Source organism: Nocardia sp. NPDC024068 (assembly GCF_040638875.1).
GTDB lineage: Bacteria > Actinomycetota > Actinomycetes > Mycobacteriales > Mycobacteriaceae > Nocardia.
Window position 1 is genome coordinate 13,605 of the sequence record NZ_JBEZYU010000056.1, and the last position, 19,075, is coordinate 32,679.

At 67.2% G+C, this 19,075-nt stretch carries 24 protein-coding genes; 9 read left to right on the top strand and 15 right to left on the bottom strand.

The features are described 5' to 3' along the window. The first annotated feature begins 178 nt into the window (after positions 1 to 178). The 4 genes from AB0F41_RS26870 to AB0F41_RS26885 all read left to right on the top strand — a co-directional run bounded on the left by AB0F41_RS26870 (position 179) and on the right by AB0F41_RS26885 (position 2,681). Positions 179 to 835, top strand: coding sequence for an SRPBCC family protein (locus AB0F41_RS26870; RefSeq protein ID WP_357428483.1), 657 nt, complete (start codon positions 179 to 181; stop codon positions 833 to 835). Continuing rightward, positions 835 to 1,230: a metalloregulator ArsR/SmtB family transcription factor gene (locus tag AB0F41_RS26875; RefSeq protein WP_357428485.1), complete on the top strand. Its 396-nt coding sequence runs from the start codon at positions 835 to 837 to the stop codon at positions 1,228 to 1,230. The genes AB0F41_RS26870 and AB0F41_RS26875 overlap by 1 nt, the downstream gene beginning before the upstream one ends. Positions 1,231 to 1,305: 75 nt before the next feature. Then, positions 1,306 to 2,022 (top strand): polysaccharide deacetylase family protein, encoded by a 717-nt coding sequence (locus tag AB0F41_RS26880; RefSeq protein WP_357428487.1) that lies wholly within the window; start codon positions 1,306 to 1,308, stop codon positions 2,020 to 2,022. Between the two features lie 113 nt (positions 2,023 to 2,135). Further along, positions 2,136 to 2,681 carry a carboxymuconolactone decarboxylase family protein gene (locus tag AB0F41_RS26885; RefSeq protein WP_357428489.1) on the top strand — a complete coding sequence of 182 codons (546 nt, stop codon included), beginning with the start codon at positions 2,136 to 2,138 and terminating at the stop codon, positions 2,679 to 2,681. A 32-nt stretch (positions 2,682 to 2,713) separates the two neighbouring features. On the opposite strand, the gene AB0F41_RS26890 is transcribed toward AB0F41_RS26885, so the two are convergent. The 5 genes from AB0F41_RS26890 to AB0F41_RS26910 form a co-directional block, all read right to left on the bottom strand. Continuing rightward, positions 2,714 to 3,181 (bottom strand): DUF4442 domain-containing protein, encoded by a 468-nt coding sequence (locus AB0F41_RS26890; RefSeq protein WP_357428491.1) that lies wholly within the window; start codon positions 3,179 to 3,181, stop codon positions 2,714 to 2,716. Between the two features lie 16 nt (positions 3,182 to 3,197). Beyond that, complete coding sequence (locus AB0F41_RS26895; RefSeq protein ID WP_357428493.1) at positions 3,198 to 3,620, bottom strand: hypothetical protein; 423 nt, start codon at positions 3,618 to 3,620, stop codon at positions 3,198 to 3,200. Between the two features lie 268 nt (positions 3,621 to 3,888). Next, complete coding sequence (gene lpdA, locus AB0F41_RS26900) at positions 3,889 to 5,292, bottom strand: dihydrolipoyl dehydrogenase (RefSeq protein ID WP_357428495.1); 1,404 nt, start codon at positions 5,290 to 5,292, stop codon at positions 3,889 to 3,891. A gap of 10 nt (positions 5,293 to 5,302) precedes the next feature. Further along, entirely contained in the window at positions 5,303 to 5,458 is a 156-nt protein-coding gene (locus tag AB0F41_RS26905) for a hypothetical protein (protein WP_357428497.1), read from the bottom strand. A gap of 28 nt (positions 5,459 to 5,486) precedes the next feature. Next, positions 5,487 to 6,173: a ZIP family metal transporter gene (locus AB0F41_RS26910; RefSeq protein ID WP_357428499.1), complete on the bottom strand. Its 687-nt coding sequence runs from the start codon at positions 6,171 to 6,173 to the stop codon at positions 5,487 to 5,489. Positions 6,174 to 6,418: 245 nt separating this feature from the next. On the opposite strand from AB0F41_RS26910, the gene AB0F41_RS26915 reads away from it, so the two are divergent. Next, entirely contained in the window at positions 6,419 to 7,051 is a 633-nt protein-coding gene (locus tag AB0F41_RS26915; RefSeq protein ID WP_357428531.1) for a TetR/AcrR family transcriptional regulator, read from the top strand. Between the two features lie 28 nt (positions 7,052 to 7,079). Then, positions 7,080 to 7,940: an alpha/beta fold hydrolase gene (locus AB0F41_RS26920; RefSeq protein ID WP_357428501.1), complete on the top strand. Its 861-nt coding sequence runs from the start codon at positions 7,080 to 7,082 to the stop codon at positions 7,938 to 7,940. Between the two features lie 12 nt (positions 7,941 to 7,952). On the opposite strand, the gene AB0F41_RS26925 is transcribed toward AB0F41_RS26920, so the two are convergent. From AB0F41_RS26925 to AB0F41_RS26965, 9 genes are all read right to left on the bottom strand, one after another. Next, positions 7,953 to 10,028, bottom strand: a complete 2,076-nt coding sequence (locus AB0F41_RS26925; RefSeq protein WP_357428503.1) for a prolyl oligopeptidase family serine peptidase — start codon at positions 10,026 to 10,028, stop codon at positions 7,953 to 7,955. A gap of 97 nt (positions 10,029 to 10,125) precedes the next feature. After that, positions 10,126 to 10,542 (bottom strand): PIN domain nuclease, encoded by a 417-nt coding sequence (locus tag AB0F41_RS26930; RefSeq protein ID WP_357428505.1) that lies wholly within the window; start codon positions 10,540 to 10,542, stop codon positions 10,126 to 10,128. Further along, positions 10,539 to 10,757 carry a type II toxin-antitoxin system VapB family antitoxin gene (locus AB0F41_RS26935; protein ID WP_357428507.1) on the bottom strand — a complete coding sequence of 73 codons (219 nt, stop codon included), beginning with the start codon at positions 10,755 to 10,757 and terminating at the stop codon, positions 10,539 to 10,541. Before AB0F41_RS26935 ends, AB0F41_RS26930 begins: the two co-directional genes overlap by 4 nt. Before the next feature lie 137 nt (positions 10,758 to 10,894). After that, entirely contained in the window at positions 10,895 to 12,520 is a 1,626-nt protein-coding gene (gene groL / locus AB0F41_RS26940; RefSeq protein WP_357428509.1) for a chaperonin GroEL, read from the bottom strand. A 238-nt stretch (positions 12,521 to 12,758) separates the two neighbouring features. After that, positions 12,759 to 13,052: a hypothetical protein gene (locus tag AB0F41_RS26945; RefSeq protein ID WP_357428511.1), complete on the bottom strand. Its 294-nt coding sequence runs from the start codon at positions 13,050 to 13,052 to the stop codon at positions 12,759 to 12,761. A gap of 90 nt (positions 13,053 to 13,142) precedes the next feature. Then, complete coding sequence (locus tag AB0F41_RS26950) at positions 13,143 to 13,910, bottom strand: Clp protease N-terminal domain-containing protein (RefSeq protein ID WP_357428513.1); 768 nt, start codon at positions 13,908 to 13,910, stop codon at positions 13,143 to 13,145. A 58-nt stretch (positions 13,911 to 13,968) separates the two neighbouring features. Further along, on the bottom strand, positions 13,969 to 14,862 hold the full coding sequence (locus tag AB0F41_RS26955) for a phosphatidylcholine/phosphatidylserine synthase (RefSeq protein WP_357428515.1): 894 nt from the start codon (positions 14,860 to 14,862) through the stop codon (positions 13,969 to 13,971). Further along, entirely contained in the window at positions 14,862 to 15,587 is a 726-nt protein-coding gene (locus AB0F41_RS26960) for a phosphatidylserine decarboxylase (protein ID WP_357428517.1), read from the bottom strand. The genes AB0F41_RS26955 and AB0F41_RS26960 overlap by 1 nt, the downstream gene beginning before the upstream one ends. 142 nt (positions 15,588 to 15,729) lie before the next feature. Beyond that, positions 15,730 to 15,990 carry a GlsB/YeaQ/YmgE family stress response membrane protein gene (locus tag AB0F41_RS26965; RefSeq protein WP_357428519.1) on the bottom strand — a complete coding sequence of 87 codons (261 nt, stop codon included), beginning with the start codon at positions 15,988 to 15,990 and terminating at the stop codon, positions 15,730 to 15,732. Positions 15,991 to 16,248: 258 nt separating this feature from the next. Between AB0F41_RS26965 and AB0F41_RS26970 the strand changes: the two genes are divergently transcribed. Further along, positions 16,249 to 17,295 (top strand): beta-ketoacyl-ACP synthase III, encoded by a 1,047-nt coding sequence (locus AB0F41_RS26970; protein WP_357428521.1) that lies wholly within the window; start codon positions 16,249 to 16,251, stop codon positions 17,293 to 17,295. On the opposite strand, the gene AB0F41_RS26975 is transcribed toward AB0F41_RS26970, so the two are convergent. Beyond that, positions 17,270 to 17,722 carry an SRPBCC family protein gene (locus AB0F41_RS26975; RefSeq protein ID WP_357428523.1) on the bottom strand — a complete coding sequence of 151 codons (453 nt, stop codon included), beginning with the start codon at positions 17,720 to 17,722 and terminating at the stop codon, positions 17,270 to 17,272. The genes AB0F41_RS26970 and AB0F41_RS26975 overlap by 26 nt on opposite strands. Positions 17,723 to 17,914: 192 nt before the next feature. Here AB0F41_RS26975 and AB0F41_RS26980 point away from each other — a divergent pair, with 192 nt between their 5' ends. Together AB0F41_RS26980 and AB0F41_RS26985 are read left to right on the top strand one after the other, a co-directional pair. Beyond that, a complete protein-coding gene (locus tag AB0F41_RS26980; RefSeq protein ID WP_357428525.1) occupies positions 17,915 to 18,082 on the top strand; it encodes a hypothetical protein in 168 nt (55 codons plus the stop codon). A gap of 107 nt (positions 18,083 to 18,189) precedes the next feature. Next, positions 18,190 to 18,663: a hypothetical protein gene (locus AB0F41_RS26985; protein ID WP_357428527.1), complete on the top strand. Its 474-nt coding sequence runs from the start codon at positions 18,190 to 18,192 to the stop codon at positions 18,661 to 18,663. Positions 18,664 to 19,075: the final 412 nt, after the last annotated feature.

The following is a 19,075-nucleotide window of genomic DNA, read 5'->3' on the forward strand; positions in this document are numbered from 1 at the left end:
CTCCCGGCGGTTCACCCGAGGTAATGGGCCTTACGGGTACCCACTCCACTGATTCGGTAAAACCCCGGTGCCGGGAATTCGCCTGCCACCTATCTCCTGGCCACCGCACCGAGGGACCGGGTGGCGCGGCCGAACCGCACTGGTTAATATAAGTTCAAACTTATACAAGGAGGACAGCATGGACTTGCTCGCCGATCCCGCAGGTGTGGCCGGACTGGTCTCACGGGAGATCCGCACCGGCGAACGCCAGGGGATGCCGACGAAGATCGCAATCGCCAGGCGCACCTACCCCACCGATCGCGACGATCTCTGGGACGCGCTCACCGACGCCGACCGGCTCCCCCGGTGGTTCCTGCCCGTCACCGGCGAGCTCCGCGTGGGCGGCAAGTACCAGCTCGAGGGCAACGCCGGCGGTGTGGTCGAAGAATGCGAACCGCCCGATCGTTTCGCGGTGACCTGGGAAATGGGACCCATGATCTCCTGGCTCGAGGTTCGTCTCGCGCCGGCCGCCGCGGGCACCACCCTGGAATTGACGCACGAAGCACCGGTCGACCCCGATATGTGGAAGCAGTTCGGGCCCGGCGCGGTCGGCGTGGGCTGGGACCTCGGGCTCATGGGCCTGGGTCTGCACCTGGATACCGGCGCCGCCGTCGACCCGGCCATCGCCCTGGAATTCCCGGCCACTCCGGAGGGACTACTGTTCGTCCGCACCTCCGCCGCGGCCTGGGCGGACGCCGCAGTCGCCGACGGTGACGACCCGGCCGAGGCGCAACCGGCGGCCGAGGCGACCGTGGCGTTCTACACCACGGTCCCCGAGGAGGGCGCGTCGTCCTGATGCCCGCTATCCCTCCGGCGAAGGTGTTCGAGGCACTGGGCGATCCCGTCCGCCGCCGGATTCTGCAGCTGGTCGCGGCGGGCGAACAGACGGCCGGCGGGCTGGTGGACGGGGTGCGGCAGGACACGCCGATCTCCCAGCCCGCCGTATCGCAACATCTGCGCGCGCTCCGCGAGGCCGGGCTGGTGCGGGTGCGGCCGGAAGGCAGTAAACGGTTCTACGGGCTGGATCCCGCCGGCGTCGCCGCCGCGCGGGATTGGCTGACGGATCTGCTGGACCCGATGGCATTGTTCGCCCAGCCGCTCGACGCCCTCGCCACCGAAGTCGCCCGCGGTAAGCGCGAACGCCGCGGGGAGTCCGGCGGTGACAACGGCCGCGACGCCCGTCCCGCCTGACCCGCCGGTGATCGGCGCGCCTGCACACCCTCCAGCGCCTGCGGATCAGCCTCCGACGCCTGCTATACAACGTGGGTGCGGCGATGGATCATCGGAACGGCTCTCGGCCTGGTAGCGCTGATGGCACTGGTGGTGGGCGGGTATTTCCTGATGAACTCACGCACCTACCAGCTCGCGGGACGGTTGGTCGACCGGGTCGAGACAAGCGAGAAAGTGGTGGCCCTGACCCTGGACGACGGCCCGGCCGACCGCGGCGGTGAGGTACTGGGACTCCTGGCCGAGGCCGGTGTACCCGCCACCTTCTATCTCAACGGCGGCGACCTCGCGGCCCGGCCCGAACTGGGGCGGGCGATCGCGGCAGCCGGTCACGAGCTCGGCAACCACACCTACACCCATCGGCGCATGGTGCTGGTGTCACCGGAGACGGTCGCCGACGAGGTGGAACGCACCGATGCCGAGATCCGCCGCACCGGATACCGGGGCGAGATCACCTTCCGCCCGCCGTACTGCAAGAAACTGTGGGCTCTGCCCGACTACCTGTCCGACCACGATCGGACGACGGTCACCTGGGACGTCGAACCCGAGGCGACCGCGGATACGGCCGAGGGGATGGTCGCGGCGGCGACAGGGCAGGTCCGGCCCGGGTCGATCATCCTGCTGCACACCATGTTCGCGAGCGGGACCGCGTCCCGCGCGGCGATCGTCCCGATAGTGCGGGCGCTGCGGGCCGACGGTTACCAGTTCGTCACCGTCTCCGAATTGCTGAAGCGCGACGGTGCGGCCGCCGCATGACTCCGGAGCGCGCGCACGACCGGCCGATCGGCGGGTAGGTTCGCAGCAGTGCCGCGCACTTCCCCCGGAGTCCGCGGCCGGGACAGCAGCTTCCACCCGAGAGGGGCACAGTGATGGTTTCGGAGTCGCGACCACGGATCACCCCTGGCCGCCTGCGCGAGCTCGGCCCGCTCAACTGGGCCGCCTGGCAGGTGCTCTCCAAGGCCTCCGGCACACCGGACGCACAGGTGTTCAGCACCCTCGGCCGCTCCGGCCGGCTCTTCCGCGGCTGGCTGCACTTCTCCGGGATGCTCATGCCCGGTGGACGCCTGCGTCGCTACGAGACCGAGCTGGTGATCCTGCGAGTCGCCCATCTGCGCGACTGCGAATACGAGACGGATCATCACATCCGCCTGGGAAAACGAGCCGGCATCACCCCCGAGACCCTGGACCGGATCCGGACCGGGGCCGAGGCGGACGGCTGGCCGGACGCGCACCGGGCCCTGCTCGCCGCCGTAGATCAGCTGGTGCTCACCCGCGATATCGACGACGACACCTGGGCCCGGCTGGCGGCCCACTACGACGAACGCCGGCTCATCGAAATCGTGCTGCTGGTCAATCAGTACGAGGGTCTGGCCGCGACGATCACCACGCTGCGCATCCGCCGCGACGAATTCTGATCGGGACGCCCAGCGGACCCTCCATCCGACGGTTACCGCGCCCGCGCGTAGACCTCCTGCTCATGTCTGGCGACCACCCGCCCGTCCGGATCGACCAGATCCACGCGATGAACGGTCCGGGAGGTTCCGGTCTCGGCCACGTTGCTCCGGATCAGCTCCACCTCGTCCGGCGATACCCGCATCGTCGCCCGCACCTCCCCGCGGCCGGGCGCCAGGAATTCGGTCGCGACCCGCGTATTCCAGATGGTGTAGCCCTCTCCGAGTTGCCATTGCGCCATCAGCCCGAAGAACGGATCGGTCATGGCCGACAGCATGCCGCCGAACGCGGCGCCGTTGTGATTGCGGTTCCAGCCGCGCACCCGCAACCGGACGGTCACGCTGGTCCAGTCGTCGGCCACCCGGACCACCCGGACGCCGCCGAACAGGAACGGCGGATAGAGGCTGGTGAATACGGCGAACTGCCGCGCGGACATCTTCGTGAACAGCCTCGACAAATCCATATCTACCCCCGTAGCCCTACCGGCCGCCGATGAACGCGGCGGCGGGCAGGAATATCTCGTGCCCGGAATCGAACCGGAAGGCGACGCCGTCCGATCGCCAATCCACTGCTCCCAGCCGCGGGTCGCGGTTGCCGAGGATCTCGAAGGTGACGGGATGCCCGTAGCCCAGTCCCGGATCCCGCCCGACCAGGACCGTATCCGGCAGCCGGCGGTGCAGCAGCCAGCTCTCCCGCCGTATCAGTCCGGCGTGATAGGTCGCGCCGTCATAGTCGACACCGGGCGGCTGCGTCCGGGCGTCGACGATCTCGGTACGCACCATCTGGGTATCCGCGAATACCGCAGCCGCTGCCACCACCAGCAAGAACAGGCTCACGAGCGTCGCGAGCACCCACCGGAGCGCCGATGACCGGCCGCCGCTGGGCGCCGAAGAGGAAGACACCGCCGGAATATAACCCGGCCGATCTCCGCCTGCCCGATGAGCACAGGGCGTCCTCCGGGCCCGCGGACCGTCGGGCCCGAGTGGCGCGACGAAGGAATCAGCGGCGGGACACTTCGGCCAGGCGAGCGAGCTCGGCGGCCTCAGCGGCGAGAGGCTCGGGATGTCGACGGTGCCGCGAACCGGACCGCGGAACACCCCTGAATGCAGCCGACTCCGCGCCGGGTACCGGCGCGGAGTCGGGAGTCACCGATCGTATCGGCGGATTCGCTCAGAAGTTGATCATATGGCCGGCCAGGCCGTGGAAGGCCTCCTGCAGCGCTTCACTCAACGTCGGATGGGTGTGCACATTGCGGGTGAGTTCATTGACCGTGAGGTCCCACTTCTGCGCCAGGGTGAGTTCCGGCAGCAGCTCGGAGACATCGTGGCCGATGAGATGGCCGCCGATCAGCTCACCGTGGGTGTTGTCGGAGATGAGCTTCACGAAGCCGGTGGCGTCGCCGAGGCCGTGCGCCTTGCCGTTGGCGGTGAGCGGGAAGGTCGCGACCTTCACGTCGTAACCCTCGTCGCGCGCCTGCTGTTCGGTGAGCCCGAAGCTGGCGACCTGCGGCTGGCAGAAGGTGGCGCGCGGCATCATGCGGTAGTCGCCGAGGGCCAGCGTCTCGGCACCGGCGATGGTCTCGGCCGCGACCACGCCCTGCGCTTCGGCGACATGCGCGAGCTGCAGTTTCGCGGTGACATCGCCGATGGCGTAGATATGGCCCACATTGGTGCGCATGTAGTCGTCGATGGCGATGGCGCCGCGGTCGGTGAGCGCGACCCCGGTGTTCTCCAGGCCGAATCCCTCGACGCGGGGCGCGAAGCCGACGGCCTGCAGCACCTTGTCGACCGTGACCGTCTCCACCTGGCCGGACTTGTTGTCCTTGATGGCGACGGTGACCTTGCTGCCGTCGTCGTCGATGGACTGCACCGCGGCACCGGTGCTGATGGTGATGCCCAGTTTCTTGTACGCCTTGGTGATCTCCTTGGAGACATCGGCGTCCTCGTTCGGCAGGGCCCGATCCAGGAATTCCACGATCCGCACGTCCACGCCGTAGTTGCGCAGCACGTACCCGAACTCCATACCGATGGCGCCGGCGCCGACGATCAGGATCGAACCGGGCAGGTCGCGGGTGAGGATCTGCTCCTCGTAGGTCACCACGTTCTGGCTCAGGGAGGTCCCCGGCAGCAGTTTGGTGTTGGTACCGGTGGCGATGATGGCATTGTCGAAGGTGATCGACTCGGTGCCACCACTGCTCAGTTCCACCGAGAGCGCGTTCGGGCCGGTGAACGTGCCCTTCCCGTCGTACTCGGTGATCTTGTTCTTCTTCATCAGGAAGTGGACGCCCTTGACCCGGCCGTCCGCGACCTTCCGGCTCCGGTCGAACGCCGCGCCGAAATCGAACGACGCCTCACCGGTGATACCGAAGGTCTTGGCCTCCTTGGTGAAGATATGCGCCAGCTCCGCGTTGCGCAGCAGCGCCTTGGACGGGATGCAGCCCACGTTCAGGCATACGCCACCCCAGTATTTCTGCTCGACGATCGCTGTTCGCAGGCCGAGTTGAGCGGCACGGATCGCGGCGACGTAACCGCCGGGACCAGCACCGAGAACGACGACATCGTAGTGGGAAGTCACGTTGTCGAGCCTAACTCTCCGGACGTGGCGGGACCCACCCACCCGTCCCGCCCGTGAACAGCGTCACCAGGGCCGGGAGCGCGGCCGGTGGATCGGCCGAGCGCATCGCCCGGATCCGCCCCCACCGGACCACCGCCGCCGATTCGACCAGCGCCACGACGACCATCCAGGTCGCGACCTCGATCCCGGCGGGCTCAGCCCAACAGGAACGCGACGAGAAAGCCCACCGCCGTCGCCATTCCCACCCACCACCCGCCCTCTTTGTACGCCTCGGGCATCAAGGAGTCGGCGAGGACCGCGATGGTGGCACCGCCCGCGAATGCCTGCACGACGCTGATCGAGGTGGTGGTCAGATGATCCGAGAGCGCGTGGCCCGCGACGGTCACCACGACCAGTACCGCACCGGTGAGGACCCATAGAGTGAACGCTCTACCAGTGGAGACGTCGTGCTGCCGGTGCAGCAGCGCGGAACCACCGATCGCCTCGGGCACATTGCCCGCGGCGATGGCGACCACCAGCACCAGCCCACCACCCGACGCCAGCGATACCCCGAGCGCGGTGTTCTCGGGGACCCCGTCGAGGACGGTACCCAGCATCAGGGCCCACCCAACCGCACCCGCACCTGCCCGCCGCTCGAGCAGGTGGTTGGCCACCACGTACACCGCCGCGCCCGAAAACAGCGCAACTCCCGCCGTAGCCGCTCCCGCTTGGACGAAGGCGGGTTCGAACAGTTCGTTGGTTACGGCGGCGATCATCGTTCCCGCGCCGAACGCCATCAGCGACGCGAGCAATGGCCTGGGCAGTGTGGTGCGCAAACCTATGGCCGCGCCGATCACCAATGGAATTGCCGTACCGAGCCCATACAGCAGCGCCGTTCCCATAGGGTGAACACTATGTGTTGCGGGGTTATGGCAATGGTCATGCAGGGCCGAAAGAAATTATTCTAGAATTTCCCTCTAAAATCGCGCATACCTTCGGCGCCCCGAGTATTGTCCGATTTGGCAGTTTTACCGGCGACCAGGTTGCGAGCAGCCAACTTTCGGCAAACCAGCAGCGTGCTACCGGCGTGCTACGAAAGGCCCGATCGATGACGAGGGGATCGGGCTTTTCGGTATTGTTCTGCGCGATGTCACAGGAAACGAATTCGGGACGAAGGTATGCCGGCCAGCCCGTAGAAGATCGGCAACGCGAACGGCGCGCGCGTTTTCTCGAATCCGGCCTGACGGTTTTCGCCCGCGATGGGTATGCCAATAGCTCGGTCGGCGCCATTTGTAAAGACGCGGGGTTGTCCTCGCGACAGTTCTACGAGGAGTTCACCGGGCGCGAATCCTTACTTCTCGAACTCTTCGCGACGATCGATCGAGAATCGCGTACGGCGGTCCTCGGATCCCTCCAGGACAGCGCCGAGCAGAGTTCACTACAGCGGATCGACAGCGCGATACGCGCCTATGTGCAATCCATCGGTACCGATATGCGGCGGGCTCGGGTCGTGCTCGTCGAAGTGGTCGGTGCCGGGAGCAAAGTCGAAAAGATGCGCACGGAGTCACGCCGCGCCTGGAGCGCCGTGCTCGCCCAGGCCGCGGAGGACGCCGCCCTGCACGGCGAGATCCCGACCGGCGACTACGACCTGCGCATGCTGGCGATCATCGGTGCCGTCAACTACGTCGTGGACGAATGGAGCGGCACCGAACCGCAGCGACCGCTCGACGAGGTGATCCGGGTGATGAGCCGGATCATCGTCGGCGCGATCCGGGCCTGACGCACCGCCGGCAGCTAGCCTTGGCCCGATGGAGACCGTTCCGATCCAGATGCCGGACGGTGCCACCGTGCCGGTGCGACTGCTGCCGGCCTCAGGACCGCAGCGGCATCCGGTTACACCGGATATGCCACGGCCGGTCGTCGTCCTGATTCCCGGACTCGGGGTTCCCGGCGAGTACTACCTGTACTTCGCCCGCGAACTCACCCGGCGCGGTATGAATGTGGCGGTCGGCGAACTGCGCGGTAACGGTGACAGCCGGCCCAAGGCCACCGCCGCCAGCACCTACGGATACCACGAACTCGCCGCGGTCGATTTCCCGGCGATCTTCGAGGCCGTCCGCACCCGGTTCCCCGACAGCACCCCCTATCTGATGGGGCACAGTATGGGCGGACACCTTTCGGTGCTCTACGCCTCGCGGGTCCGCGGCCGGCTGGCCGGATTGATCCTCGTCGCCTCCGGAACCCCGTACTACCGCGGCTTCCGTGGGCTGCTGGGGCCGGGCCTGCTCGTGGGTACCGCCGCCGTCTCGCTGACCGCCAACCTGGCCGGGGTATGGCCCGGTGACAAATTGGGTCCCAACGGGTTCGGCCGGCAGTCGAAGGTGCTGATCTCGGATTGGGCCCGGCTGGCCCGCACCGGCCGGTTCACCCCGGCCGGTGCCGATATCGACTACGAAGAGCGGATATCCCGGCTGAAGCTGCCCGTGCTGTCGATCACCCTGTCCGGCGACGAATTGACCCCGCGGACCTCCGCCCGCCACCTGCTGGACAAATTACCGGCCGCCGACCGCACCACCTGGCACGAGCCGCGCCGGCTCGGCCACAACGGCTGGATCACCGACCCGCACAGCGTGGCCGACCGGATCGAGAAATGGATTCGCGACCGGTGACCCCACCGCGGATCATTTCTCCGTCCGGCCTTCCCTCAGCATCTGGGTGAAGAACTCGTAGATCAGGGCCGCCTGGAACGCCGACTGCTTGTTATCGGCGGCGCCGCCGTGGCCACCCTCGATGTTCTCGTGGTACCAGATCCGGTGTCCCTGCTCCTCCAGCAGTGCGGCCATCTTCCGCGCATGGCCGGGATGCACGCGATCGTCGCGGGTTGAGGTGGTGAGCAGAATCGGCGGATAGGTGGCCTCGCCGCCCTCGCGCATGGCCTTCTGATACGGCGAATACCGGCTGATGTATTCCCATTCCTCCGGGATATCGGGGTCACCGTATTCGGCGACCCAGGACGCCCCCGCCAGCAACAGGTGATACCGGCGCATATCCAGCAGCGGGACCTGGCAGACGATTCCGCCGAACAACTCCGGATAGCGGGTCAGCATCACACCCATCAACAGTCCGCCGTTGCTACCGCCGACCGCACCCAGTTGCGGTGCCGTGGTGATCCCGCGCGCCACCAGATCCCGCGCGATCGACGAGAAATCCTCGTAGACCTTGTATCGGTTCGCCTTCAGCACCGAGGTATGCCAATCGGGTCCGTATTCACCGCCGCCCCGGATATTGGTCATCACCCAGGTGCCACCCTGCTCCAGCCAGCCCATACCCGAGGCGCCGCCGTAGGCGGGAGTCCGGGACACCTCGAATCCGCCGTATCCCGACATGACCGTGGGCCCGGGACGATCGCGATTGTCGCGGTGCCGGATCACGAAATACGGGATCATGGTGCCGTCGTCGGAGCGGGCGAAGAACTGCTCGGTGTCGATACCGGCGGCGTCGAAAACCGCCGGTTCCTGCTTCAGTTCTGTCACCGCCGACCCCACCGAACCCGCCAGCAGTGTGGTGGGGGTGGTGAAACCGCTGGTCATCAGCATGAAGTCATCGCCCGCCTCGAGCGCGTCGAGATTCATGACACCGGTGGTCGCCATCGGCGGGGTATCGGCCAGCGGTTCGGTACGCCAGCCCTGCTCGCCCGGGGTGAGCACATACAGTTTCGTCTGCACGTCCTCGAGGGTGACCAGCAGCAAATGATTCTCGGTCCAGCCGTAGCTGTGCAGCGAGGTATGCGCATCGGGTTCGAACAGCACCTCGAATTCACGCTTACCGGAGAGGAATTCGGTGAAATTCGTGACGATGAGCGAACCTGCGGCATACGTACTGCCGCCGGTCTCCCACGGGGATTTCAACCGGACCAGCAGCCATTCCTTGTACCAGTACTCGTCGGCGTCGGTCGGTGTCTCCAGCCGAACGCGGGAACCATCGGCGTCGAGCAGATACACCGTTTCGTTGTAGAAATCCGTCGCCTGCCCGATGTAGTGGCGTTCGTATCCGGGAGTCCGGTCGTAACCGGCGGATACCGAGACATCGCTCGCGGCGCCCTCGAATACCGTTTCCGCACTGTCGAGCCCGGTACCGCGCTGCCACCGTTTCGCGATCCGCGGATACCCGGAATCGGTGAGCGAACCCGGGCCGAAGTCGGTGCCGACGTACACCGAGTCGATATCGATCCAGCCGATCCGGGATTTCGCCTCCGGCAGGAAAAACCCGCCCTGCTCCGGAGAAATGAATTCCCGTGTCAGCATATCGAATTCGCGGACGACCTTCGCGTCGGCGCCGCCGCGGGAGAGGCTGATCAGGGCCCGGGTCTGTTCCGGACGCAACACTCCGGCGCCACCCCAGACCCAGTTCTCCTCCTCGGCGGCGGCGAGGGCGTCGAGGTCGATGAGAACGTCCCACTCGGGTTCGGGTTTCACGTACTCGGCGAAGGTGGTGCGGCGCCACAGCCCCCGCGGATGCGCGGCATCACGCCAGAAGTTGTAGAGCCATTCGCCGCGCCGCCCCGGAAATGCGATCTTGGCGTCGGTATCGAGCATGTCCAGAATCCGCCGCCGCAGTACCTCGAAGCGGTCGTCGGCGGCGAACCGCTCCATCACGACCTCGTTGCGGGCCCGCGCGAAATCCAGCGCCCGCTCGCTGGTCACCTCTTCGAGCCACAGATAGGGATCGGTTCCGCTGCCCTCGCTGCCACCACTCATCCGACCATTGTCACCCACCGATCGACGGTCGCCCTATCGAGGTGATCGGCGGCGCCGACCCGAGTGCGACGCAGCGATGGCCCCGTCGCGGTACCGGTCAGCCGACCGTGCCCGCAACGAACGCCACCTGTTGCCCGGTTACGCGGGCAAGAGTCGCGAAGTCCTTGTCATCGCACAGGACGGTGAGCCGACTGTGTTCCGCCGTCGCGGCGATGAGGAGGTCTACCGGGCCGGCCGAGCGGTGGGTCCCTTGCTCGGTCATCAATTGCTGAACCTCCTCGGCGCGGCGGTAGGCATGTTCGCCCATCGGTATCCAGCCGAACAGGTCGTGCAGGAGTCGCTGTTTCTCGAGTCGGTCGGCCAGCGATCTGGCGGAGTACAAGAATTCGAGTTCCACGATCGGGCAGGTGGCGATCACTCCGGCGGCCAGCTGATCGGCCCATGCCTTTCGATGCGGCTCCTGGAGAATCCGGAAAAGCCCCGAGGTATCGATGAGGTAGATGGCGGGAGTCACCGGCGGTAGGCCGCCTTGTCGCCGAGGTATTCGTCGAAGTCTCCCCGGTCGGCCATCTCGCCGAGGCGGGCCAACGCACGCATCCGCACCAACCGTTGGCCCACTTCGCGCAGGGCGGCGTTGACCGTGTCCTTCTTGGTCTTGGTGCCGAGCACCTCCGCGGCGATCGCCAGGGCTTCGTCGTCGATCTCGATCGGCGTCTTGGAAACTCCCATGACCAGCAACTCCTCCGGATACCCGATATACCAATTGCGGATATCCAGGATATATCCCGCTCTCGGACAGACCGAAGGCCGGCCCACCGAGTGGTGGACCGGCCTTCGATTCGAACGGTATGCCGGGAGGCAGGGACTCAGAAGTCCATGCCGCCCATGCCGCCGGTCGGATCGGCCGGGGCGGCCGAGGCCTTCTCCGGCTTATCGGCGACAACGGCCTCGGTGGTCAGGAACAGGGCCGCGATGGAGGCCGCGTTCTGCAGGGCCGAGCGGGTGACCTTGACCGGATCGGCGACACCGGCGCCGAGCAGGTCCTCGTACACACCGGTCGCCGCGTTCAGGCCCTGGCCGGCGGGCAGGTTGGAAACCTTCTCCGCGACCACGCCGGGCTCGAGGCCGGCGTTGAAGGCGATCTGCTTCAGCGGCGCCGACAGCGCCACCCGCACGATGTTCGCGCCGGTCGCTTCGTCACCCTCGAGCTTCAGGTCGTCGAGCGCCGGGGCCGACTGCAGCAGAGCCACGCCACCACCGGCGACGATGCCCTCTTCGACGGCGGCCTTGGCGTTGCGCACGGCATCTTCGATGCGGTGCTTGCGCTCCTTGAGCTCGACCTCGGTCGCGGCACCGGCCTTGATGACCGCAACACCGCCGGCCAGCTTGGCCAGACGCTCCTGCAGCTTCTCCCGGTCGTAGTCCGAATCCGAGTTCTCGATCTCGGTGCGGATCTGCGAGACGCGGCCCTGGATGGCCTCCGCGTCGCCCGCGCCCTCGACGATGGTGGTCTCGTCCTTGGTGACGACGACCTTGCGCGCCTGGCCGAGCAGCTCGATGCCGGCGGTCTCCAGGTTGAGGCCGACCTCTTCGCTGATGACCTCGCCACCGGTGAGGATGGCGATATCGGCGAGCTGGGCCTTGCGGCGGTCACCGAAGCCCGGAGCCTTGACGGCGACGGACTTGAAGGTGCCGCGGATCTTGTTCACGACCAGGGTCGACAGGGCTTCGCCCTCGACGTCCTCGGCGATGATCAGCAGCGGCTTACCGGCCTGGATGACCTTCTCCAGCAGCGGCAGCAGGTCCTTGACGGTAGAGACCTTCGAGCCGACCAGCAGGATGTACGGATCCTCGAGGACCGCTTCCTGACGCTCGGGATCGGTGACGAAGTAACCCGAGATGTAGCCCTTGTCGAAGCGCATACCCTCGGTGAGCTCCAGCGACAGACCGAAGGTCTGCGCCTCTTCGACGGTGATGACGCCTTCTTTGCCGACCTTGTCCATGGCCTCGGCGATGAGTTCACCGATGGACGGGTCGCCCGCGGAGATACCCGCGGTGGCGGCGATCTGCTCCTTGGTGTCGATCTCCTTGGCGGAGTCGAGCAGCTTGGCGGTGACGGCCTCGACGGCCTTCTCGATACCGCGCTTCAGGCCCAGCGGGTTCGCGCCGGCCGCGACGTTGCGCAGACCCTCACGCACCAGAGCCTGGGCGAGCACGGTGGCGGTGGTGGTGCCGTCGCCCGCGACATCGTCGGTCTTCTTGGCGACTTCCTTGACCAGCTCGGCGCCGATCTTCTCGTACGGGTCCTCGAGTTCGATCTCCTTGGCGATGGACACACCATCGTTGGTGATCGTGGGGGCGCCCCACTTCTTCTCGAGCACGACGTTGCGGCCCTTTGGCCCCAGCGTCACCTTGACCGCGTCGGCGAGGGCGTTCAGACCCCGCTCGAGGCCGCGACGGGCCTCTTCGTCGTACGCAATTGTCTTGGCCATTGCGGTGAGATCCTCCAAGTAATGAGGCTGACACACAGGATGACCGCATTGTCGGGCCACCCTTTAGCTACGCTTGTGGCCAGGCTCGGTGCCCGCGACGGACGACCAGGGGTGTCGTGGTACCCGATCTCACCGTCCCGACCTGGCACTCACCAATCGGGAGTGCCAAAGCCATTTTTAGCACTCGCCGGTGCCGAGTGCAAGGTCGGTATCTTCTGCGCTGCCCCGGCGGCGCGGATTACAAGCTGTCGGTAACCCGCAGGGCAAGGGCCAGGAAGGCGTCCGCGCGACGCTCCTCCGGCGTCCGGGGCTCCCCCTCGTCGATTGTGACGAATTCGGCATCGTGCAATAACAGCTCGGCCTCGACCCGCATGATCGCGCGAATGAACGGCGGTGCGACCTCCGGCGGTAGATCGCCGTTGACCACATAGCTCCCGTCGGACATGGATTCGGTGGACACATAGGTCAGCGCGCGCAGCAGATCGTCCCGGTGCTCACCGGCCACCAGGTCGGAGTCCGTTTCATCCGCCATTGCTATAGATTACCGGGATCGGCGGCCCGTCCGGGTACGCCGGTCCGGTCGCGGACACGGAGTCCCGGGGGTCTCCGCGCCGCTCACGGCCTATTTCTGATCGGCCACGATTTGCTGGAGAACCTCGGTCAGGCGAGTTTCGAGGGCGTCCTTGCGCAGGCCGGCGCCGGACAGGATCCCCGATCCGTTCTCCTGTTCCAGGATGGCCAGCAGGACGTGTTCGGTGCCGATGTAGTTGTGACCGAGACGCAGCGCCTCACGGAAGGTCAGTTCGAGAGCCTTTTTGGATTCGGCGTCGAAGGGGACCAGTCCGCTCATCTTGCCCGCGGTGACAGCGGCCCCGAGCTCCTGCGGAGAGAGGGCCGCACCCGGTTCGGCGCCGGCGGCCGCGACGGCGGCCGTGCCCAGGTCGGCCAGGGCGACCCCTTGGTCGATGATCAATTGGCCGGCCAGCCCGTCGGCCTGGCTGAGCAGCCCCAGCACCAGGTGCGCCAGGGAGATCTGCGAACTGCCGGCGATATTCGCGGCCTCCTGCGCGGCGACCACCATGGCCCGGGCCCGCTCGGTGAATTTCGCGAAGCCCGCGTTGGGGTCCATCTGGCCGGACGGATCACCCGGGCCTTTCGGTACGAATCGCTTCTGGGCCGCCTGTTTGCTGACGCCCATACTGGCGCCGATCTCGGTCCACGAGGCGCCGGAGCGACGGGCCTGATCGACGAAGTGGCCGATCAGATGATCGGCCAGTTCGCCGAGGTGCCCGGCGGTGACCACGGCGTCGGTGAGCTGTTCCAGGGCATTGTCGGGCCGGGCTTTTTTGATGACCTCGATGAGGTCGTCCAGTCGTACTGAAGAAGTCATGCGTCAACCATAGGTTGACGCATGACCTATCGTCAACCATCGGTTGACGGAATTTCCGTCAGGTCCGTCCACCGGGACGACGCAACCGCAACCGCGAATCACCGCGCAACTGCGGCCGGCGGATCTCCGGACGGCGCAGCACCGGCATCCGCCGGTCCGCGCGTCGCTGCGCACGCCGTTCCGCCGGCTTGTATTGCCAGGTCTCCGGCCGGGCGGCCACCCAGCGCTGCGAGTACCAGGCGAAGGGAATATGGCCCAGGTAGAGCACGATCAGCACCAGCAACAGCACGATCGGGTAGGTGATCAGGGCCGCGCCCGCTAGCGCGACCAGCACCAGCAGCCCGGCGGCGGCCTGCGGGGCCACCGAGACCGATTTCAGCGCCAGGGTCGGAATGGTGCTGACACACAGCGCGGCCGCGAACACCGTCCACGCGGCCACCACCGGGAAACTGACCCACCAGCCGTCACCGAACTGTACGAGCACCGCGATCGGCGCCATCGCGATGAGAGCGCCCGCCGGTGCCGGAACCCCGACGAAGTACTCCCGGGCCCAATCCGGACGGGTGTCGTCGTCCATCAGGGTGTTGAACCGGGCCAGCCGCAGGACGACGCTCACCGCGTACAGCAGGGCGATGATCCAGCCCGCGCCGCTGCTCTCACCGTCGAACAGCACGACATAGATGACCAGGGCCGGCGCCACCCCGAAGGAGATGGCGTCGGACAGCGAATCCAGCTCCGCGCCGATTTTGGTGGTGGCCGACAGCAACCGGGCCAGCCGGCCGTCGAGGGTGTCCAGCACCGCGGCGGCGCCGATCATGGCGAGTGCGATCTTCAGCTCGCCTTCCAGACCGAATTTCACCGCGGACAGTCCCGAGCACAAGGCCAGGATCGTGACGATACTGGGCAGCAGCCGGATGGATCGGCGCCGCCTGCCTTCGATGACCTGCTCCATCACGTATCGGCCGACGGCAGGACCGCCAGTACCGTCTCCCCCCCGATCGTGCGCTGCCCGACGTTGACCAGCAGTTGGGTGCCCGCCGGGAAATAGGTGTCCACCCGGGAGCCGAAACGGATCAGGCCGTAGGTGTCGCCGATGGTGACCTGGTCGCCGGGGGCCGCGTCGCAGACGATCCGCCGGGCGAGCAGCCCGGCGATCTGAACCACCACCACCTGCTGGCCGCCGCCGGTCTCGAGCAGCATGCTGCTGCGCTCGTTGGCGTCGCTGGCCTCGGGCAGATCGGCGGATTTGAATCGACCCCGCCGGTATTGCACATCGCGCACCACCCCGGACACCGGCGTGCGCTGCACGTGGACATCCAGCACGGACAGGAAGATGCTCACCCGCGGCAGCGGACTGTCGCCGAGTCCCAGTTCGGCGGGCGGCGCCGCGGTGTCGACCAGCGCGACCTCGCCGTCGGCGGGCGCCACGACCACTCCGGGCCGGTTCGGCGGCACCCGATGGGGATGCCGGAAGAAGGTCGCACCGGCCAGCGCGGCCACGAGCCCACCGCGGCGGAGCCAGGGACGCCGGCGCCCGAGTACCGCGACGGCCAGCGGCGCGGCCACGAACGGCAGTCCGGCCGGGTGCATCGGCGGGATCGCGTTACGCACCAGATCGGCCAGATGAGCCGGACCGGAGCGTTCCGGGGTGCCCGGCGGGGTGGGACGGCGTGCCACTGATTCCTCTTTCGTACTCGATTCGATCCACTCGGACCGGGTCACGGCCGGACACCGCACGGTATCCCCGCCGGACCCGTCCGGCGCAAGCGTTCACACCTTACGCCGAACCGGGCCGACGGGGCCGGGTTCGTACCCGCGGCTATCGCCGCACGACTGCCCTCACCAGGAACAACAAGATAACGGCACCCGCCAGGCAGGTGAAGAAGCTGAACCACAGGCCGCCGCCCTCGACGTCCACTCCGAACAACCCGAGCAGGAAGCCGCCGAGCAGGCCGCCGACCACGCCCACCACGATATTGAGCAGAATGCCCTGCTGCGCATCGGTTTTCATGAATTTACTGGCCAGCCAGCCGGCGATGCCGCCGATGATGATCCAGCCGATGATGCCGAGACCGAGCATGACTTGTCCCTCGCTTATCTCCTCGGGTACACGTCGCGGGAGCGGACGTATATCCGGGCCATACCCGGAGCGGAACCCGGTAACCCCGGACCGATCTCGAAATCGGGGCTGCCACCACGCGAACCGCGAGCTAATATGAGGGTGCCTCATGTCTTCGGATGCCGGCGGCCGTCAGCCACAGCCCCGGGCGAGGAACACCGATCGAATTCCGGGTCCACCCTCGCGGCGACGCCGCCGCAGGTACATAGGAGAAGCAGCATGGCTACTGAGATCGCCCAGACGACCGGGGCGCAGTACACCGCGATCCTGGGGCTGGGCGTCTACCGCCCGGCGCGCGTCGTCACCAACGACGAAGTGGCCGGACCGATCGATTCCAGCGACGAGTGGATACACACCCGCTCCGGTATCCGGACCCGCCGCTTCGCCGACGAGACCGAGACCATCCACTCCATGAGCGTCGCGGCCGCCCGCGGTGCCCTCGACGCCGCCGGTATCGCCGCCGACCAGGTCGACTGCGTAATCGTCGCCACCTCGACCCATTTGCTGCTGACCCCGGCAGCCGGCCCCCGGATCGCCACCGAACTGGGTACCAACGGATCGGCCGCCTTCGATATCTCCGCCGGCTGCGCGGGCTTCTGTCACGGCCTGGCCATGGCCTCCGACCTGATACGCGGGGGCACCTCGTCCTACGTTCTGGTGATCGGGGTGGAGAAACTCACCGACACCGTCAACCCGACCGACCGCGGCACCGCCTTCCTGTTCGCCGACGGCGCCGGCACGGTAGTGGTCGGACCGGCCGACGCGGCCGGTATCGGCCCGACGGTCTGGGGCTCCGACGGCACCCAGCACCACGCCATCCGCCAGGACAAGGACTGGATGGAGTTCTTCGCCGAGATCGACGAGAAGGGCACCGACGCCGTCCGCCCGTACCTGGCCATGGAGGGCACCGCGGTGTTCCGATGGGCCGCGCACTCGCTGGAGAAGGTCTGCCGCGACGCGGTGGATCGCGCCGGACTGTCCACCGACGACCTGAACGCCATGATCCCGCACCAGGCCAACGGCCGGATCATCGAGATCATGGCGCGGGTGCTGAAGTTGCCGGAGGACTGCGCGCTGGCCGACGATATCGAGGAGGCCGGCAACACTTCGGCAGCCTCGATTCCGCTCGCGATGGAGGCACTGCTGCGGACCGGGCGGTCCAAGCCCGGCGATTCCGCCCTGCTCATCGCCTTCGGCGCCGGACTCTCCTACGCGGCCCAGGTGGTGACGCTGCCGCCGTTCAGCCCGCCTCGACCGCTGTCTTGATCTTCGACAGCGATTCGTTCATCCCGCGCACCAGGTTCTCCTCGAAGGCGGCCTCGCCGCCGAGCGCGGCGTTGATCATCGTGCGGGAGAACCAGCTGGTGCCGTTGGGGACGTCGCGCCGTTCGACCACGCGCGTGCCGGTTTCGGTCGGCTCGAGCGTGTAGACCCATATCGTGCGGTTCTGGCTGACCCGGAACGCCAATGCGCTGTCCTTTTCGTAGCGCAGGAGGCGAGACGTGGTCGGCCAGAACTTCCAGCCGTCCCGGTTGAGATTGATCGTCAAGGTACCGGCCCGCGGCTTGCCGATCGGGATCATCCGCACGCACTGAGGGCTGAACTCCGGCATCCGCGCCGGATCGGCGAGCACCGCCCAGACCCGGTCCGGGGGCGCGGCGATCTCGATGCTGACTTCCAGATTCTTCGGCAACGCTGCCTCCATTTAGATGAAACTCCAAGTATCAGGAAGGGTAGCGATTGGCGACGGCTCGGTCACGTTTTCCTCCGCCGCGTATCGATATCACTCATCCGGAAGCAGAATTGAACGTGAGATCTTTTCCGGGTCGGGTACCCGCACCGCAGCAAGACACGATGCCAGCAAACACTCAGCTAACGTAAGGTGATGGCCGTGAACCTTCGCTCGCTATTGCGCCGCCAGAGCACCGACAGTCTGCCGCAGCTACCCGCGATCGAACCGGACGAAGCCGCCGGCAGCGACCGTGTCGACGAACGCCTCGAACGTCTGCTCACCCCGACCGAACTCGATATGGTGCTGCGACACCGAGTCTGACCCCGCCGTTCGGCCCGGCCCGGCTACGAAGGGGCCGGTGCGCGCCACCCGGTACGCTGCTGGTCGCGCCGGAGGCTCCGGCGTGGCTGACCACCGGGACATGCGTTATGAAGCGAATCTCCACTGTTGCCGTCACCGCTGCCGCCGCCGCGGCGCTGGTGCTGTCGGGTTGCTCCTCCGACGAGGAACCGGCCGACGCGGCCGGTCTGCGTAAGAACACGGCAACAGCACAGACCACACCGGACAGCGACCCCGGCGTGACCGAAGAAACCACCGCCCCCGGCGACACCGGCACGGCCGAAGCGCCCGCGGAAGACACTCAGGCCCCCGCCGACTCCGCCGACTCCGGCGACAGCGCCGCCCTCCCCGACCGCGCCACCGATACGACCTGCGCCCAGTTCAAGGCTCTCGACGAACCGGAACAGCAGCAGCTCGTCGGCCGCATCCTCGGCGAAAACCCGGACAGCGCGTTCGTCGGCAACCCCAACGCCGCCCTCGGCACCGCGAAACTGGTGTGCAATGCGGGCAAAATGGCCGATCAGAAGGTTGCGGTGGTGTCGGGGATCGTGATCAACGGGTAGGTGGAGCGGGAGCGGGTCCGCGCAACCGGGCCGGCCGGGACGGAAAAGGGTTCGCCCGTGTAGGTGAGTAGCTACCGCGTCGGTGGAGATCGGAGTGACCCGCTGGTGGAGGTGGGGGCGGCCACGGAGGCCGGAACGTGACCCACCTGCCAAGGCCGGAACGTGACCGCTCGCCGAGGCCGGAACGTGACCCACCCGCCAAGGCCGGAACGCGACCGCTCGCCGAGGCCGGAACGTGACCCACCCGCCAAGGCCGGAACGCGACCCACCCGCCAAGGCCGGAACGCGACCCACCCGCCAAGGTTCTGTGTTTTTTGGCGCGCCTTCGGCGCGCGGGGTTCGGCCCCCTGAGCGTCGGCTGTCAGCGCTCGAGACTCGCGGCTGCGCCGCATTGCTTCGAGCGCTGACAGCC

Coding starts and splice junctions, on each gene's coding strand:
- AB0F41_RS26870 (WP_357428483.1), top strand. CDS start 179: ATGGACTTGCTCGCCGATCCCGCAGGTGTGGCCGGACTGGTCTCACGG.
- AB0F41_RS26875 (WP_357428485.1), top strand. CDS start 835: ATGCCCGCTATCCCTCCGGCGAAGGTGTTCGAGGCACTGGGCGATCCC.
- AB0F41_RS26885 (WP_357428489.1), top strand. CDS start 2,136: ATGGTTTCGGAGTCGCGACCACGGATCACCCCTGGCCGCCTGCGCGAG.
- AB0F41_RS26890 (WP_357428491.1), bottom strand. CDS start 3,181: ATGGATTTGTCGAGGCTGTTCACGAAGATGTCCGCGCGGCAGTTCGCC.
- AB0F41_RS26905 (WP_357428497.1), bottom strand. CDS start 5,458: ATGGTCGTCGTGGCGCTGGTCGAATCGGCGGCGGTGGTCCGGTGGGGG.
- AB0F41_RS26910 (WP_357428499.1), bottom strand. CDS start 6,173: ATGGGAACGGCGCTGCTGTATGGGCTCGGTACGGCAATTCCATTGGTG.
- AB0F41_RS26915 (WP_357428531.1), top strand. CDS start 6,419: ATGTCACAGGAAACGAATTCGGGACGAAGGTATGCCGGCCAGCCCGTA.
- AB0F41_RS26920 (WP_357428501.1), top strand. CDS start 7,080: ATGGAGACCGTTCCGATCCAGATGCCGGACGGTGCCACCGTGCCGGTG.
- AB0F41_RS26925 (WP_357428503.1), bottom strand. CDS start 10,028: ATGAGTGGTGGCAGCGAGGGCAGCGGAACCGATCCCTATCTGTGGCTC.
- AB0F41_RS26935 (WP_357428507.1), bottom strand. CDS start 10,757: ATGGGAGTTTCCAAGACGCCGATCGAGATCGACGACGAAGCCCTGGCG.
- groL (WP_357428509.1), bottom strand. CDS start 12,520: ATGGCCAAGACAATTGCGTACGACGAAGAGGCCCGTCGCGGCCTCGAG.
- AB0F41_RS26945 (WP_357428511.1), bottom strand. CDS start 13,052: ATGGCGGATGAAACGGACTCCGACCTGGTGGCCGGTGAGCACCGGGAC.
- AB0F41_RS26950 (WP_357428513.1), bottom strand. CDS start 13,910: ATGACTTCTTCAGTACGACTGGACGACCTCATCGAGGTCATCAAAAAA.
- AB0F41_RS26955 (WP_357428515.1), bottom strand. CDS start 14,862: ATGGAGCAGGTCATCGAAGGCAGGCGGCGCCGATCCATCCGGCTGCTG.
- AB0F41_RS26965 (WP_357428519.1), bottom strand. CDS start 15,990: ATGCTCGGTCTCGGCATCATCGGCTGGATCATCATCGGCGGCATCGCC.
- AB0F41_RS26970 (WP_357428521.1), top strand. CDS start 16,249: ATGGCTACTGAGATCGCCCAGACGACCGGGGCGCAGTACACCGCGATC.
- AB0F41_RS26980 (WP_357428525.1), top strand. CDS start 17,915: ATGGCCGTGAACCTTCGCTCGCTATTGCGCCGCCAGAGCACCGACAGT.
- AB0F41_RS26985 (WP_357428527.1), top strand. CDS start 18,190: ATGAAGCGAATCTCCACTGTTGCCGTCACCGCTGCCGCCGCCGCGGCG.